General features: G+C 42.9%; 21 protein-coding genes and 1 other RNA gene. 15 read left to right on the plus strand and 7 right to left on the minus strand.

Annotated elements, in window-relative coordinates; translation table 11 throughout:
* Positions 1-16: 16 nt before the first annotated feature.
* Positions 17-637, minus strand: a complete 621-nt coding sequence (recU, locus tag KHQ79_RS19995; RefSeq protein ID WP_004398007.1) for a Holliday junction resolvase RecU — start codon at positions 635-637, stop codon at positions 17-19.
* 40 nt (positions 638-677) lie between these two features.
* Here recU and KHQ79_RS20000 point away from each other — a divergent pair, with 40 nt between their 5' ends.
* Entirely contained in the window at positions 678-1,640 is a 963-nt protein-coding gene (locus KHQ79_RS20000; protein WP_004398006.1) for a DUF2515 domain-containing protein, read from the plus strand.
* Between the two features lie 24 nt (positions 1,641-1,664).
* Here KHQ79_RS20000 and sspM read toward each other — a convergent pair whose 3' ends face one another.
* Positions 1,665-1,769, minus strand: a complete 105-nt coding sequence (sspM, locus tag KHQ79_RS20005) for an acid-soluble spore protein SspM (RefSeq protein WP_003225606.1) — start codon at positions 1,767-1,769, stop codon at positions 1,665-1,667.
* A 198-nt stretch (positions 1,770-1,967) separates the two neighbouring features.
* Between sspM and KHQ79_RS20010 the strand changes: the two genes are divergently transcribed.
* Both KHQ79_RS20010 and KHQ79_RS20015 read left to right on the plus strand, forming a co-directional pair.
* Positions 1,968-2,213 (plus strand): DUF5446 family protein, encoded by a 246-nt coding sequence (locus KHQ79_RS20010; RefSeq protein ID WP_004398004.1) that lies wholly within the window; start codon positions 1,968-1,970, stop codon positions 2,211-2,213.
* A gap of 45 nt (positions 2,214-2,258) precedes the next feature.
* Positions 2,259-2,630 (plus strand): YppE family protein, encoded by a 372-nt coding sequence (locus KHQ79_RS20015; protein WP_060398888.1) that lies wholly within the window; start codon positions 2,259-2,261, stop codon positions 2,628-2,630.
* Between the two features lie 38 nt (positions 2,631-2,668).
* Here the strand turns inward: KHQ79_RS20015 and KHQ79_RS20020 are convergent, their stop codons facing one another.
* On the minus strand, positions 2,669-2,857 hold the full coding sequence (locus KHQ79_RS20020) for a YppF family protein (RefSeq protein WP_003225611.1): 189 nt from the start codon (positions 2,855-2,857) through the stop codon (positions 2,669-2,671).
* Between the two features lie 186 nt (positions 2,858-3,043).
* Between KHQ79_RS20020 and KHQ79_RS20025 the strand changes: the two genes are divergently transcribed.
* Positions 3,044-3,412: a YppG family protein gene (locus tag KHQ79_RS20025; protein ID WP_004398002.1), complete on the plus strand. Its 369-nt coding sequence runs from the start codon at positions 3,044-3,046 to the stop codon at positions 3,410-3,412.
* A gap of 20 nt (positions 3,413-3,432) precedes the next feature.
* On the opposite strand, the gene KHQ79_RS20030 is transcribed toward KHQ79_RS20025, so the two are convergent.
* On the minus strand, positions 3,433-3,852 hold the full coding sequence (locus KHQ79_RS20030; protein ID WP_019258729.1) for an Hsp20/alpha crystallin family protein: 420 nt from the start codon (positions 3,850-3,852) through the stop codon (positions 3,433-3,435).
* Positions 3,853-3,989: 137 nt separating this feature from the next.
* On the opposite strand from KHQ79_RS20030, the gene KHQ79_RS20035 reads away from it, so the two are divergent.
* From KHQ79_RS20035 to KHQ79_RS20075, 9 genes are all read left to right on the plus strand, one after another.
* Positions 3,990-4,496, plus strand: coding sequence for a PTS sugar transporter subunit IIA (locus tag KHQ79_RS20035; RefSeq protein ID WP_225516926.1), 507 nt, complete (start codon positions 3,990-3,992; stop codon positions 4,494-4,496).
* A gap of 101 nt (positions 4,497-4,597) precedes the next feature.
* Positions 4,598-6,847: an ATP-dependent helicase MrfA gene (gene mrfA / locus KHQ79_RS20040; RefSeq protein ID WP_119913958.1), complete on the plus strand. Its 2,250-nt coding sequence runs from the start codon at positions 4,598-4,600 to the stop codon at positions 6,845-6,847.
* A gap of 15 nt (positions 6,848-6,862) precedes the next feature.
* Positions 6,863-8,116, plus strand: a complete 1,254-nt coding sequence (locus KHQ79_RS20045; RefSeq protein WP_225516682.1) for a ribonuclease H-like domain-containing protein — start codon at positions 6,863-6,865, stop codon at positions 8,114-8,116.
* A 100-nt stretch (positions 8,117-8,216) separates the two neighbouring features.
* Positions 8,217-8,345 carry a hypothetical protein gene (locus KHQ79_RS20050; RefSeq protein WP_003230707.1) on the plus strand — a complete coding sequence of 43 codons (129 nt, stop codon included), beginning with the start codon at positions 8,217-8,219 and terminating at the stop codon, positions 8,343-8,345.
* An 83-nt stretch (positions 8,346-8,428) separates the two neighbouring features.
* Positions 8,429-8,656 carry a spore coat protein CotD gene (gene cotD / locus KHQ79_RS20055; protein ID WP_080010830.1) on the plus strand — a complete coding sequence of 76 codons (228 nt, stop codon included), beginning with the start codon at positions 8,429-8,431 and terminating at the stop codon, positions 8,654-8,656.
* Between the two features lie 89 nt (positions 8,657-8,745).
* Positions 8,746-9,291 (plus strand): SLOG family protein, encoded by a 546-nt coding sequence (locus KHQ79_RS20060; protein WP_225516685.1) that lies wholly within the window; start codon positions 8,746-8,748, stop codon positions 9,289-9,291.
* Positions 9,292-9,369: 78 nt separating this feature from the next.
* A complete protein-coding gene (gpsB, locus tag KHQ79_RS20065; protein WP_003225629.1) occupies positions 9,370-9,666 on the plus strand; it encodes a cell division regulator GpsB in 297 nt (98 codons plus the stop codon).
* A gap of 65 nt (positions 9,667-9,731) precedes the next feature.
* Positions 9,732-10,113: RNase P RNA component class B (rnpB, locus tag KHQ79_RS20070), an RNA gene on the plus strand.
* A gap of 100 nt (positions 10,114-10,213) precedes the next feature.
* Positions 10,214-11,371, plus strand: a complete 1,158-nt coding sequence (locus KHQ79_RS20075; protein WP_225516687.1) for a THUMP domain-containing class I SAM-dependent RNA methyltransferase — start codon at positions 10,214-10,216, stop codon at positions 11,369-11,371.
* 53 nt (positions 11,372-11,424) lie between these two features.
* Here the strand turns inward: KHQ79_RS20075 and KHQ79_RS20080 are convergent, their stop codons facing one another.
* Positions 11,425-11,577 (minus strand): YpzG family protein, encoded by a 153-nt coding sequence (locus tag KHQ79_RS20080; protein WP_010327933.1) that lies wholly within the window; start codon positions 11,575-11,577, stop codon positions 11,425-11,427.
* Positions 11,578-11,739: 162 nt separating this feature from the next.
* Here KHQ79_RS20080 and KHQ79_RS20085 point away from each other — a divergent pair, with 162 nt between their 5' ends.
* Together KHQ79_RS20085 and KHQ79_RS20090 are read left to right on the plus strand one after the other, a co-directional pair.
* Complete coding sequence (locus KHQ79_RS20085) at positions 11,740-11,931, plus strand: hypothetical protein (RefSeq protein WP_004397973.1); 192 nt, start codon at positions 11,740-11,742, stop codon at positions 11,929-11,931.
* A 103-nt stretch (positions 11,932-12,034) separates the two neighbouring features.
* The gene (locus KHQ79_RS20090) at positions 12,035-13,960 is read left to right on the plus strand and encodes an ATP-dependent DNA helicase (protein WP_225516689.1); all 1,926 of its coding nucleotides are present in this window, start codon (positions 12,035-12,037) and stop codon (positions 13,958-13,960) included.
* A gap of 42 nt (positions 13,961-14,002) precedes the next feature.
* On the opposite strand, the gene kduD is transcribed toward KHQ79_RS20090, so the two are convergent.
* Both kduD and kduI read right to left on the minus strand, forming a co-directional pair.
* Positions 14,003-14,767, minus strand: a complete 765-nt coding sequence (gene kduD, locus KHQ79_RS20095; RefSeq protein WP_004397971.1) for a 2-dehydro-3-deoxy-D-gluconate 5-dehydrogenase KduD — start codon at positions 14,765-14,767, stop codon at positions 14,003-14,005.
* A 1-nt stretch (position 14,768) separates the two neighbouring features.
* Positions 14,769-15,596, minus strand: a complete 828-nt coding sequence (kduI, locus tag KHQ79_RS20100) for a 5-dehydro-4-deoxy-D-glucuronate isomerase (RefSeq protein ID WP_225516691.1) — start codon at positions 15,594-15,596, stop codon at positions 14,769-14,771.
* Positions 15,597-15,692 lie beyond the last annotated feature (96 nt).

Below are 15,692 nucleotides of genomic sequence, written 5' to 3' on the forward strand. Positions count from 1 at the left end.
CTCAACCTTTCGTTAATCAACCTTTCGCACTAGATGAAGGCGAAAAATAAAGCTGTTCAATAATACTAATATAATCAATTCTAGGTGCGTATCCAAGAGAAATCGGATACGCCGCTTCCTCTAACTCATCTTTACGAATTGATTTTCTGCCGTTTTTTTCTTTTCTGTCCCAGAAATAAAACAGCTTATCGGCTTCCAAGAAATAAACCTGGTCGAAAGCGGATATAATAACAAAACAAATACCGTCTTGAGCCTTTACCTGCTTCATATGCTCGATTTGATGGTCATGGAAATTCTGCAGGGGGAAAGAGGTCTTGTTTTTCGTTTCTTTCGCCTCAAAATCAATATATCGCCCTTTGTAAATCCCGTTATAATCTGTTGTCGATGATTGTTTAAAGTAAGCTTCTTTAATCACTGCGGCGCTTCTTTTTGGATAATGGACATTTACAATTTGAACAGGTGTCGGCTTTTTGTGTATGACGGCAATTTGGTTTGTCAGATAATACTTATTCGTTTCGTTTAAGTCATCTTCGAGGGTCATTCCGCGATTACTGTAAGACGGGGCCCTTTTCTGACTGTTTTGGGATGAAACCGAATGTTTCGGCTGAAACGTTTTTCCGTTAGGATACCGAATCACTTTCTCATCCTCCTTATTAAACTATTCATGACGGAAGTGAATGAACGTGCAAGAACAACAGACCATCAGAAAGCTTTTGAGCCGAATTGAGCGGCAGACAAAAGCAAAAAACGCAGATAACATTTCAAGAACGAACGCGTATAAATCATTTTATGACCGTCATCCGGAAATCAAATGGTCGCTCTTGGCATCTTTTGTTTCTCGCAATGCCGGCTGGTCAATGACTGACTTAAAAGGCAGTCTGTTTCAGCTCGGACTCCGTGAGAGACAGCAAAGGTGGTTCTTTTTAGCCTATGAAAGAGCGAACTGGCTCATTTTTTCCGATGCCTATCCGCAGCTTCTTTTGTATCACTGGTCAAAAAAAATCGGGAAACCGCTGTTTCATCATCTGCATGTGTTTGGCGTCTCACAATTTATGACGGAAGAATGGGCCCGTTTTTGGCATGAGCGAAACACGGAGCGGCTGATGTATGCCCTCATTATAAATGAACAAAACACTATCCAAACACCTATTATACAAAATCCTTCGTTTAAAAAGAACGTTTTTGACACGATTCCTTTTTATTTAAGTGACTGGTTTCATTTCAACACCGTTATTTTTCCAGCTGCAGACGGGTTTCTTTACGGCATTTCAGTGAAACGTTTCTCAAAGACAGAGGAAAGGATAAGACTGGGAAAGCAGCTGTCTCAATTGCTGTTCAGTCCGGAATTGTTCTCCTCTTTTTATCACTTTCTGCACACAGTGCCGCATACAGGCTCCCGTTTTGATATGGAAAAAATGATCGGGATTACAAAAAGAACATCTCCTATGCTAAGGACATGCTACCCTGAGTTAATCCACTCATTAGACGGAAAGAAAACAGATTGGTTTCATGGAAAGATAAAGAAAACGTTCTTTAGGCGGGAGGAATTACCGAAGCAGATTGAATTGACAGAATGGTATTTACATAAAAAACGCCAGCTTCATGCGCTTTTTGCGGTGCAGCATTGGCTGAAAAAATAAAGAAGCAAGGGATATCCTTGCTTCTTACGTAGAAGGGCGGTTCGGGCCGCCTAGTTTTTTATCTAAAGAATCGATTGCTTTTGATTCAGTCTTTTTTTGTTGGCCGGCTTTTTTCGGTCTTGTTTTCATACGGCACCTCCTCACAAGTATCGTTTGCATTAAGGGAGAGGATCATACAATTTTTGCGGGTGTTTTTGTCGAAAACTTCAGCTTTTCGTGGAATACGTGTTTGTTTGGCGATTTGCTTCTAGTTTTGTCATGAGGAAGGAAAGAGCCTGAAGAGCAAAGAATGTTAACCAGGAGAGACGAGGAAAGGGAGGTACACGAATGTCCGGTTACGTAAGCAAGACAGATATTCTCCGTATGCTTTCTGATATAGAAGACGAATTAACCCGAGCTGAGCAGAGCCTGAATTATTCTTTAAATGCATTTGAGGCTGAGATGCGGGAAACGGAAAACGAGCGCCTGAGTGTGCTGGAAGAAGAAATCATGGACCTTCATATTTGTATAAATGAGCTGTATCACTCGCCTGAACACAGGTATGCATTTGAAAAGGTATACCGCATCGGCTGAATTTGCGAGCAAAATTTGGTACGATATGCATTGAGGTGAAGGGTGTTGCAATCACAAACATTGCTGGAAATGACCGAGCAAATGATTGAAGCTGCTGAAAAAGGCGCTGATCGATATCAGGAAGGAAAAGACAGTGATCTTTCTTATGATTTTTTTGAGACGATAAAGCCAGCAGTTGAAGAGAATGATGTTCTGGCAGCTCGCTGGGCGCAAGGGGCGCTTGAACTGATAAAAGCCCGCCGCCCGAAATATGTGCATAGAGAGCAGATCGAGACCGCAAAGGATAATTTTCAGGAATTGGTCCTTCAATCATATGTTCATCATATTCATAAAAAACGATTCAAGGATATCACTGAGTCAGTCCTTTACACATTGCACGCAGTAAAGGATGAAATTGCAAGAGAAGACAGCCGGTAAAGGCTGTCTTCTTTTCGTTTGTTATAGGGGGCCGGACGTTAATTCAGCTCATATGCCGGACTTTCTGCTCCATTTGCTTCGAGAACCTTCATACTGTTACGAAACTCAGTTGTGCTGAGATGTCCTTGAATATAGAGGAACTTGGCAAAGTCCATCAGTTTATTCATACAGTCTGTTTCATATTTCTTCATTTCTGCAAAACGTTTGCTTAAGTATGATACGTTCATTATGGTGCATCCCCTCTCATCTGTATTGAAGAAATGGTACCACAATGATTCGACTTTTTTCTGTTTTTAAAAAATTTAAACTTTCGACACAATTTGACAAACACGGATCAGGACCTGTGACACAAACAATAGACTTCATTCATACATATATAGAAGAGAAACATGTTGAGTTTGGGGGGAATCGCAATGAACTGGAGTTCTCAAAGCTATCCTCGGCAAATGGGCTATTATTATCCTCAACAAATGCAGGGGTATTATCAGCAGGCTGCACCTGGGCAATACTTGCCGCAGCAGCATTATGGGCAGCAGGATTATTATCAGCCGTATGCTCCGATCCATTCTATGCCAATGCAGCCGCCTGTATTTACCAACCCTTATCCAATCCCAAGGCCAAATCAGCAGCAGCCCTCACAATTTCAAAGTATTATGTCGCAGTTCAAAAAAGCCAATGGGCAGTTTGATTTTAATAAAATGATGGATACGACAGGTCAAGTGATGAGTGCAATGAATCAAGTCGGATCTTTAATAAAGGGATTTACTAGCTTTTTCAAATGATAGAAGCATGAATGAATCGCTCATTCATGCTTATTTTTTGGAAAGAAAAGCGTCATTGTCTGCTCGTTCCAAGATGTTTCCATATCTTCTTGGCGAACTTCATAAGGCAGCTGCACCGTTCTCGTCATGGTTGTCAAAGTGGCCTCATATTGCTGTTGCTGTTTTTCTTGAAGTGTGACATGAAGATACCTAGATTTAATATCAACGACGATGTCGCCGTCTCGAAACGTCGACGGAATCGTGATATCGACATACAGCCCTGTATCTCTTTCTCTGAGCTGTATGGTCGTCTGCACATCCTTTAAACTCGAGTTGATCAGGTTCTGAAATCCGTTTAAAAGGTTGCCGAACGCTGAGGATTGAAAAAGATGGTCTATTGCCTGTGTAATGATTTCTTCTTTCTTTTGCAGTTCGTTCTTTTTGTCATCAAAGAATTCCAAATCTGCCACCGCCTTTTTTAACCAGAATATGCGCCTGTGCCAGATGTTGTTATAAATTGAAGCAAAATTGAAAGTGTGGTTAAATAGTGATGAATGAAGGGATAGCGGTTGAAGTGAATGAGAAGGGAGAAAACACATTGCTGAAAAAATTATTCGGAATGGGCAAAACTCAGGAAAAAGTGACAGAAGAGGTTATTTATTCTCCGGCAGACGGTACGGTAATGGACTTGACGGATGTGCCGGACCCTGTTTTTTCACAGAAAATGATGGGTGAAGGAATAGCGGTGGAACCCTCAAACGGTGAAATCGTTTCACCTGCTGAAGGTGAAGTGATTCAGATTTTCCACACCAAACACGCCGTTGGCATTCGGACTCGCTCGGGAATAGAACTGTTAATTCATGTCGGGCTGGAAACGGTCAATATGAACGGAGAAGGGTTTACTGCCCACATTAAAGAAGGGGACAAAGTGAAGGTCGGTGACCCGCTGATTACGTGTGATTTGGAATCAATAAAAGAAAAAGCGAGCAGTACAGTCATCCCGATCGTTATAATGAATGGTGAAGCTGTAGGATCAATTGTGCCGGCAGGCGAAAAAGCTGCGCATAAAGGTGAAACAAAGCTCCTCACAATAAAAGCGAAATAAGCAGGGCGTATGCCTTGCTTTTTTGTTTGATTGTATAAAATTTGCACCTAGCCATGCAAACAAATATTCGGTAAACTGTATTTGACAAAGAGGTGTAAAGAATGAAAAAGAAATCACTAACTGAGCTCATTTCTGAGTTAAAAGGAAATGAAAACGTTGTGAATTGGCATGAAATTGAGCCTCGTGAAGCAAGAACAAGGCCGATGCCTGAAAGTATAGACGAGAGAATAAAGACAGCCCTTTCGAATAGGGGCATTGATGAACTATATACCCACCAATATTCCGCTTTTCAATGTGTGCAAAAAGGAGAGAGCATCGTTACCGTAACGCCAACCGCATCAGGAAAAACGTTATGCTATAACCTCCCAGTCCTGCAGTCCATCGCCCAAGACGAAACAAACCGGGCGCTATATTTATTTCCGACTAAAGCGCTGGCACAGGACCAAAAGAGCGAGCTAAATGAAATCATTGATGAAATGGGCATTGATATTAAAAGCTTTACATATGACGGGGATACGTCTCCGGCAATCAGACAAAAAGTGAGAAAAGCAGGTCATATTGTCATTACAAACCCCGATATGCTGCATTCTGCCATTCTTCCGCATCATACGAAATGGGTCAGTTTGTTTGAAAACCTTAAGTATATCGTCATCGATGAGCTTCATACGTATCGCGGTGTTTTCGGGAGCCATGTGGCGAATGTGATCCGGCGGCTGAAGCGTATCTGCCGGTTTTACGGAAGTGATCCAATTTTTATTTGCACTTCCGCTACGATTGCCAACCCGAAGGAGTTGGGGGAGCAGCTGACGGGCAAACCGATGCGTCTGGTCGATGACAACGGTGCCCCGAGCGGACGGAAGCACTTTGTGTTTTATAATCCGCCAATTGTGAACAAACCGCTGAATATCAGAAAGAGTGCAACAGCAGAAGTGAATGAACTGGCGAAAGAGTTTCTGAAAAACAAAGTGCAGACCATTGTTTTTGCCAGAAGCAGAGTCCGGGTGGAAATTATTTTAAGCCATATTCAAGAGCTTGTGAAAAAAGAGATCGGGACAAAGTCAATCAGAGGCTATCGGGGAGGCTATCTTCCGAAAGAGCGGAGAGAAATCGAAAGAGGGTTAAGAGAAGGCGAGATTTTAGGAGTTGTCAGTACGAATGCCTTAGAGCTTGGTGTTGATATCGGACAGCTGCAAGTGTGTGTGATGACGGGTTATCCTGGAAGTGTGGCAAGTGCATGGCAGCAGGCGGGACGAGCCGGCAGAAGACACGGTGAGTCTTTGATTATCATGGTCGCCAATTCAACGCCGATTGACCAATATATTGTGCGCCATCCAGAATACTTCTTTAACCGTTCGCCGGAATCTGCAAGAATCAATCCTGAGAATTTGATTATTTTAGTAGACCACTTAAAGTGTGCGGCTTATGAGCTTCCTTTTAGAGCTGATGAAGAGTTTGGACCGATGGATGTCAGTGACATTCTTGAGTACCTTCAGGAAGAGGCTGTTCTTCACCGCAATGGCGAACGGTATCATTGGGCAAGTGAATCGTTCCCTGCTTCAAATATCAGTTTGCGCTCCGCATCACAAGAAAATGTCGTCATTGTTGATCAGTCAGATATTGCAAATGTAAGGATAATCGGTGAAATGGATCGATTTAGCGCGATGACGCTTTTGCATGATGAAGCGATTTATTTGCATGAAGGGGTCCAATACCAAGTAGAGAAGCTCGATTGGGACCATAAAAAGGCTTATGTCAGGAAAGTCGATGTTGAATATTATACGGATGCCAACCTGGCAGTTCAGCTAAAAGTATTAGAAGTTGATAAAACGACAGAAAACAGCCGTACGTCACTGCACTATGGTGACGTCACTGTCAATGCCCTGCCGACCATTTTTAAAAAAATAAAAATGACCACTTTCGAAAATATTGGCTCTGGTCCTATTCATTTGCCGGAAGAAGAACTGCATACAAGTGCAGCTTGGCTCGAAATCAAAACAGCAGACGAAGACATCGGGGAAAAGACGCTGGAACAGCTGCTTCTTGGCATTTCGAATGTGCTGCAGCATATTGTTCCTGTGTATATCATGTGTGACCGAAACGATGTGCATGTCGTTTCTCAAATCAAAGCAGCCCATACCGGATTGCCGACCATATTTTTATATGATCATTATCCGGGCGGTATCGGTTTGGCGGAGGAAGTCTTCAAACGATTTGCAGATATTAATGAAGCTGCGAAACAGCTGATTAAACAATGTCCCTGCCATGACGGCTGTCCGTCTTGTATAGGTACCGAAATAGACGGGATAAAAGCAAAGGAAAGAATTTTGCAGCTGTTGGATCAAATGTCGTAAGGAGGGAGGTCAGATATGTCATTAAAAGGGAAACTTCAGCGAATGAAAAAGCATATGATGCTTGATGAAGGGGAACATAAAATAGAAGCGGGTAAACAAGAAAACAAACGCGTTGAAAACCATGCTGAAATTCCGTTTTTAGAAGAGTGGGAGGCTTTTGGCATGAAGCCTTTTTTCTTCGAAGATGAATACTGCCTCACCAGGGAAGTAGAATATCCGCTTTCTCACCGCCATGGGTTGTACAGTTTTTCTCAGCTTGATGAAGTGATCACATTGTGGAATCAAAGCAGCCTGTCGCATACATTGTCAGCAAAAGGGTATAAGAAAAACAGTCTCTTTTTCTTTGATACAGAAACAACCGGTCTTGGAGGCGGAGCCGGAAATACTATTTTTTTGCTTGGTCATGCGAGAGTATATGAAGACCGAGTGACAGTCAAACAGCATCTTTTGCCCAAACCGGGGAATGAAGTCGCCTTGTATCAAAGCTTTTTAAGCGAGGTTGACATTACATCACTTGTTACGTACAACGGAAAAGCCTTTGATTGGCCGCAGGTGAAAACAAGGCACACATTGATCCGCGACAGACTTCCTAAGCTCCCGGAGTTCGGCCACTTTGACCTTCTGCATGGGGCAAGACGCCTGTGGAAACACAAAATGGACCGTGTATCACTTGGCACGGTTGAAAAAGAGGAGCTCGGCATCCGCAGACAAGAAGATACACCGGGCTATTTGGCGCCAATGCTTTACTTTCATTTTATCAAGGCGCAAGAGCCGGATCTTCTAAAAGGTGTCCTGCATCATAATGAAATGGATGTGCTATCGCTCATTTCATTGTACATTCATATGTCTAAAAAAATTCTTTCAGAATCACATGCGCCAAAAGAGTACAGTGAAGCTTATGCAATGGCGAAATGGTTTATGGCCCATAAAGAAACGGATCAGGCGGTCAAACAGCTTGAAACGCTTAAAGAAAAGCCGTTTGAGGATCAGGACAGAGCGCTGCTCGATTTATCGCTCCTGTACAAGAAACAAAACCGGTTGGCAGAAGCAGTGCCGCTTTGGGAAAAGCTGTCCCGCTCCCAAAATCAGAAGTGCAGATATGATGCTGTGATAGAGCTTGCGAAATATTTTGAGCATAAGGAAAAAGCGTTCGGGAAAGCATTGCATATAACTGAACAATTACTTAGCGATGTGGCATTCTTATCAGAAAAAGAAACAGAAAAACTGCATGTGAGAATCACCCGGCTGAAAAGGAAATATTCCTCTTAAATATTCCCCGGGAAAGCGCAAAAGACGACTTGTTTCGCCATGAATTTTTTTTGCTGAATTCACATCGATTTTGTTGTAGAATAGCGGCGAATCCTGTAAAATGACGTTAGTTATTTTTAAAGGGAGAGTTGGTATGTATAAGGGTGTTTTTTACTTGTTCTTTGTTGTGGTATTTTTGATTGCTTTTGTGTTTTCAAACTTTAAAGACAGCTTAATTGCACACTTTTAAAATAGGTCTTTGTATTAGAACATGTACCCCTAATTTTTCATAGCTTAGTATTGTAATAAAGTTTATGGAAAGGGGATTTTATCATGCATCACTGCAGACCGCATATGGTGGCGCCAATTGTCCATCCTACTCATTGCTGTGAACACCATACGTTTTCGAAGACTATCGTGCCGCACATTCATCCACAGCATACAACAAACGTAAACCACCAGCATTTTCAGCACGTTCACTACTTTCCACACACTTTCTCAAATGTTGATCCGGCTACGCATCAGCATTTTCAAGCAGGAAAACCTTGCTGCGACTACTAGTATGGAAAACGTGCAGCTTGATGGTGTAAACAATGCAGCACATCAAATGGGGCCCAACGGGAGCCCCATTTTTTAAAGCAGGTGAAATGATGAAAGTATTGGCAATAACGGGCTATAAACCGTTTGAACTCGGGATATTTAAACAGGATGACAAGGCGCTGTATTACATAAAAAAAGCCATTAAGAACCGGCTGATTGCTTTTTTGGATGAAGGATTAGAATGGATTTTAATTTCAGGTCAGCTTGGGACGGAACTATGGGCGGCCGAAGCTGCATATGATTTGCAGGAAGAATACCCTGACTTAAAGGTAGCTGTCATCACGCCATTTTACGAGCAGGAAAAGAACTGGAAAGAACCGAATAAGGAACTGTATGAAGCAGTTCTGGCTCAGGCAGACTATGAAGCAAGCCTGACTCGCCGTCCGTATGAAAGCCCGCTTCAATTTAAACAAAAAAATCAGTTCTTCATTGATAAGTCCGATGGGCTTCTGCTTTTATATGACCCGGAAAAGGAAGGCTCCCCTAAGTATATGCTTGGGACAGCGGAAAAAAGGCGCGAACAGGATGGCTATCCCATCTACTTTATTACAATGGATGATCTGAGAGTGACGGTAGAGGAAGACAGCTACTTGTAACAAAGAAAGAGAAATTTGACAACCGTACAGATTTCTGAAAAAATATAAGGTGATGATTCACGATACGAGGTGAAAAAGATGCTTGCTGATAAAGTAAAGCTTTCTGCGAAAGAAATTTTGGAAAAAGAATTTAAAACAGGCGTTAGAGGCTACAAGCAAGAAGACGTTGACAAATTTTTAGATATGATTATTAAGGATTATGAAACCTTCCATCAAGAAATCGAAGAACTGCAGCAGGAAAATCTGCAGCTGAAAAAGCAGCTTGAAGAAGCCAGCAAAAAACAGCCTGTGCAATCTAACACAACCAACTTTGATATTTTAAAACGGCTGTCTAACTTAGAAAAACACGTGTTTGGCAGCAAGCTTTATGATTGATCGGGCTTGAAAAAAATGGCGCTTGTAAATTGCAATCAGTTGTTATATAATAATTCATGTTCTTAACGTTCGGGTAATCGCTGCAGATCTTGAATCTGTAGAGGAAAGTCCATGCTCGCACGGTGCTGAGATGCCCGTAGTGTTCGTGCCTAGCGAAGTCATAAGCTAGGGCAGCCATGAAAGGCTGACGGCAGGAAAAAAGCCTACGTCCTTTGGATATGGCTGAGTATCCTTGAAAGTGCCACAGTGACGAAGTCTCACTAGAAATGGTGAGAGTGGAACGCGGTAAACCCCTCGAGCGAGAAACCCAAATTTTGGTAGGGGAACCTTCTTGACGGAATTCAACGGAGAGAAGGACAGAATGCTTTCTGTAGATAGATGATTGCCGCCTGAGTACGAGGTGATGAGCCGTTTGCAGTACGACGGAACAAAACATGGCTTACAGAACGTTAGACCACTTACATTTAAAATGATGAAAACAAGCTCTCCCGTATAAGGAGAGCTTTTATCTTGAGAAAAGAAAAGTTTTAAAAGACAGGGTGATACGATGAAGAAGTATACACTAATTGCAACGGCGCCGATGGGCATTGAAGCTGTTGTCGCAAAGGAAGTACGAGATTTAGGATACGAATGCAAGGTTGATAACGGAAAAGTTATTTTTGAAGGTGATGCGCTTGCCATTTGCCGCACGAACCTTTGGCTTAGAACAGCCGACCGCATAAAGGTTCAGGTTGCTTCTTTTAAAGCGAAAACATTTGATGAACTATTTGAAAAAACGAAAGCGATTAACTGGCGCTCATTTATACCTGAAAACGGGAAATTCCCTGTCATCGGGAAATCGGTGAAATCAACCCTAGCAAGCGTTCCTGACTGTCAGCGGATCGTCAAAAAAGCAATTGTCGAAAAGCTCAAGCTCCAGTCAGGCAAAGCCAATGACTGGATTGAAGAAACAGGTGCCGAGTATAAGGTGGAAATTTCTTTATTAAAAGATCAAGCAATTATTACATTGGATTCGTCGGGGACAGGCCTCCACAAACGAGGATATCGTGTCGATCAGGGCGGCGCGCCGATTAAAGAAACACTTGCTGCCGCTTTAGTGCAATTAACCAATTGGACCCCGGACCGTCCATTTGTCGATCCTTTCTGCGGTTCCGGAACGATTGCGATTGAAGCCGCGTTAATCGGTCAAAACATCGCCCCTGGATTTAACCGCGATTTTGTCTCAGAGGATTGGGAATGGATCGGTAAAGATCTGTGGGACAAAGCACGGCTTGAAGTCGAAGAAAAGGCCAACTATGACCAGCCGCTTACGATTTTCGCAAGCGACATAGACCACCGCATGGTTCAAATCGCAAAAGAGAATGCAGAGGAAGCAGGCTTGGGAGATTTAATCGAATTTAAGCAGATGCAGGTCAAGGACTTTACGACAAATCTGGAGTTTGGCGTAATTGTCGGTAACCCGCCATACGGAGAGCGTCTCGGCGAGAAAAAAGCCGTTGAGCAGATGTACAAAGAAATGGGACAGGCGTTCGAACCGCTTGATACCTGGTCTGTGTATATGCTGACATCAAACGAGAATTTTGAGGAAGCTTACGGCAGAAAAGCGACGAAGAAACGAAAGCTCTTTAACGGATTTATTAAAACGGATTATTATCAATACTGGTCAAAAGTAAGACCGCAGCGCAAGAAAACAGAAAACGCATAAAAAAGAAGACGCTCTGCATGCGTCTTCTTTCATCTTTCAGCCATATTCTATCGTTACCAACGGTGAGCTTTCGCGTTGCTTCTCAATATAATGTTGGTTTGGGACATTTCAGTGTGACCGTTTACTTGAGACTTAGAACGTTTAGGCCGCGTCCAATTGTGATGAAACAGTTCAGAATGCTGATCTAATCGATTTCTATAACTCATGTCAACATCACTCCCTGATAGAATATTGTTGATAAGACGGATAATCCGGGTACGGAATATCGAATGTAGTTTGTGCATGTTTCGGTAATAACATGCGGAAAGCATGTATATAAAATGAAAAGTTCGCATACAATGATGATTATTTCCATCAGAGGTGATCTCATGCTAAACAGCGAACATTTTAATCTAATTCAAAGGGCGCTTGACGCAACAGCAAACGAGCTGAAGGAGCTCGGGGCTGATTCGTCTCCGTCTGTGATGTCGCATGCGCAAAATGATTTAGAAAAAGCGGTGGAACATATTTATTCAACAGACCATCCTTTTTTATCGTCGCATGTGATCAATCGAAAGTAAGCTGCAAAAAAACTTGGCATTGCCAAGTTTTTTTATTGTATTCATCAGTAGGAAATGATATTATTGGTGGTCTGAATGTCGAATAGTTGGGGGTTGGAACTAGGTGACAACATCACGTTTGCCTTTTTCTTTAACGAAAACAAAGAATTTTTATGAAGAATTGAACAATTGGATTGGTGACGTGTTTTACGATATCCTTCCCGAAAAAGGGTTTGATCTTCGGGATGAGCAAGTATTTATGGCTTTTCAGCTGGAGCGGGCGTTTAAAGAGAAAAAAGTCATGTTTGCCGAAGCTGGAGTGGGAACGGGGAAAACGCTGGTTTATCTTCTTTTCGCGATCAGCTATGCAAGATATGTCGGCAAACCCGCCATTATTGCTTGTGCTGATGAAACATTAATCGAACAGCTTGTGAAAAAAGAGGGCGATATTTCGAAGCTGGCGGAACATTTGGATCTGAAAATAGATACAAGGCTGTCGAAGTCACATGAGCAATATTTATGCTTGAAGAAGCTTGAAAAAACAATGCAGCGCTCTGATGATGATAAATGGCTGGATCTTTATGAGTCATTACCGTCATTTGTCCATGAATCACAGGCGATGCAGCGCTTTTATCCGTATGGCGACCGTAAGCAGTACGCAAATCTATCGAATGAACAATGGTCTGAAGTAAGCTACGACTCGTTTCAGGATTGTCTGACTTGTGATATGAGACACAGATGCGGTTTGACGCTTTCCAGAGATTATTACCGAAAGTCTACAGACTTGATCATTTGTTCCCATGATTTTTATATGGAGCATGTGTGGACGGAAGAGTCACGCAAACGAGAGGGCCAGCTGCCGCTGCTGCCTGATCATAGTGCGGTTGTATTTGATGAAGGGCATCTGTTAGAGTTTGCCGCACAAAAAGCGTTAACCTACAGAGTGAAGCAGTCTACTCTTGAATTGTTTTTAGAACGTTTGCTTCAAAATGACATCAGAGAAGAGTTTGCTGAACTGATTGAAGATGCGCTTGCTGCGAACGACGAATTTTTCTATGTTCTTTCTGAAGAATCAAAAGAAGTGGCCGGTTCACACCGTCTAGAAATAAAAAATGACCAGCGTGTCAAAAAGGCGGCGGACGAGCTTTGCCGTTTGCTCGATAAAATCGGGGAGGCTCTCGTGTTCGAGTCTGAGATGTACACGATTGATCAATACGAGCTGTCAGTTGTGGAAGAATATGTTGAACAAATGGCGTATTCATTATCTCTATATCAAAAGGATGCGATCAGCTGGCTGGAGAAAAAGGAAGCAGAATCAACCTTTGTTGTAATGCCGAGAACGGTGGCAGAAGTGCTTGGCGAAAAAGTGTTTTCTAAGAAAATTCCTTATATCTTCTCTTCTGCTACGCTGTCAGAAGGCGGTTCATTTGATTATATTGCCGACAGTCTCGGGATTCATGATTATTTGTCGTTAACCGTTGATTCTCCTTATGATTATGACGAGCAAATGACCGTTAATCTATATGCAAAAACAGAAATGACCGCTGAACAAAAAACAGCTGAAACGATTGAAACGATCAAGCGTTATAAAGGCAGAACGCTGGTGCTTTTCCCTTCTTTTGAGGAATTAAAGGAGTTTAAGCAACTGTCGGCGGCCTGGGAGCTGCCGTATCCGATTTTCTTTGAAGGTGATGAAGAAATCAGCAGCTTAGTGGAGAAATTCCAAGAGGAAGAGGAAACAGTGCTTTGTTCGGTTCACTTATGGGAAGGACTCGATATTCCTGGAGACGCATTGAAGAATGTTACTATTTGGTCATTGCCATTCCCGCCTCATGATCCTGTATTTACAGCGAAACGCAACGGGGCGAAAAAAGATCCGTTCGAAGAAGTTGATCTGCCATATATGTTATTACGCGTGCGACAGGGCATCGGGCGTCTGATTCGTTCGACTCAAGACAGCGGCTCGATTCACATTTACGCTGGCGGAGAAAATCAACGCATCATTGATGAGGTCAAAAAGGTACTTCCTGTTGAACCGCATATGATGTAATAGAAAAAAGCTGACGATCGTGTTCGTCAGCTTTTTTATTTGTCAGCGGGATAGCCATCCGCCGTCTACTGCTAAAATATGTCCATTTACATAATCTGAAGCACGTGATGCCAAAAAGACTGCAGTCCCGCCGATGTCATCCGCTTTGCCCCACCGTCCGGCAGGGATTCTCTTTAAAATGTCTTCATTTCGCTTTTCATCGTCCTGAATAGGCTTTGTATTGGCTGTAGAAATATAGCCCGGGGCGATTGCGTTCACCTGAACGCCGGACGCTGCCCACTCATTTGCAAATGATTTAGTCAAACCGGCAACAGCGTGTTTGCTCGCTGTATATGCGGGAACAAGGATACCGCCTTGAAAAGACAGAAGAGAGGCGATATTAATAATCTTTCCATAACCTCTTTTCAGCATGTGTCCGCCTGCCAGCTGTGTCAGAATAAACAAGCTGTTTAGGTTGACATTCAGTACGTGATGCCAGTTCTCTTCTGGGAAATGTTCCGCTTTTTCCCGGTGAATAATGCCGGCATTATTGACAAGGATGTCGACCTGCCGGTTTTCGAACAGCTCAGCTGCAGTATCCTTTATCGCTTCAGGCTTGCTCATATCCATTGTAAAAGACGTAAACGTTCGGCCTTCCTGTTCGACAAGCTGCTGTGTTTCAGACAGGCTGCTTTTATGTGATGTGCCGATAATATCAGCGCCAGCCCCGGCAAGTGCTTTGGCAATTCCTTGACCGATTCCCGTTCCCGGTCCCGTTACCAGCGCTGTTTTTCCTTCTAATGAAAAGGCATCATGTAGATAACTCATCTTATTTCAGCCCATCCATCGGAACGACATCCATGTCCGTGAATGTGTAGTTTTCTCCGGCCATTGCCCACACAAAGCTGTAGTTTGATGTTCCTGCGCCAGAGTGAATAGACCAGGCAGGGGAAAGGACAGCCTGCTCATTTCCGACAACAAGATGGCGTGTTTCGTCCGGCTGGCCCATGAAGTGAAACACCTTCGAATCCTTCTCAAGATCAAGGTAAAGATAAGCCTCCATCCGGCGATCATGGACGTGTGCCGGCATGGTGTTCCAGTTGTTGTTTTGATCAAGCATCGTAATTCCCATCATAAGCTGACAGCTTTTAATGCCATCTTGATGAATGACTTTGTACAGGCTTCTGACATTAGACGCTGCATCATCACCAAGGCGGTCCGGTGTCAGTTCAGAAAGAGCGGCTTTTTGCGTCGGATAGCTTTGATGAGCACAAGCGGAGATAAAGTAAAACTTAGCTTTTTCTCCGTTCAGGCTTGTAAACGCTACATCCTGATTGCCCATTCCAATATAGAGAAAATCCTTTGTTTGAAGTACATACTCATCATCGCCGACTCTGACAGCACCAGGCTGGCCAACATTAATAATCCCAATTTCACGCCGTTCCAGGAAGAAGTCTGTTTTAAGGAAATCCCCGGCATCAAGCTTCAGTTCACTTTGCCCCGGAGCTGCTCCTCCGATGACAACCCGGTCTTCATGTGAGTAATACATCATTAGTTTATTTTCCGTAAATAAAGTATCCATTAAGAAATGGCTGCGAAGCTCCTCTGTTGTAAAGCGTTTAACTTGTTCAGGGTGTACAGAATAACGATTTTCCATTATATTTCCCCCTTGGTTAGGATTTCGGCTCACTTGAATGAAAATATTTTGGTAACGGTTTCAAAGAAAATTTTAGGATAAATAGTGAAAAGAGTC

This window comes from Bacillus sp. TSO22, assembly GCF_020223595.1.
Taxonomy (GTDB): domain Bacteria; phylum Bacillota; class Bacilli; order Bacillales; family Bacillaceae; genus Bacillus; species Bacillus inaquosorum.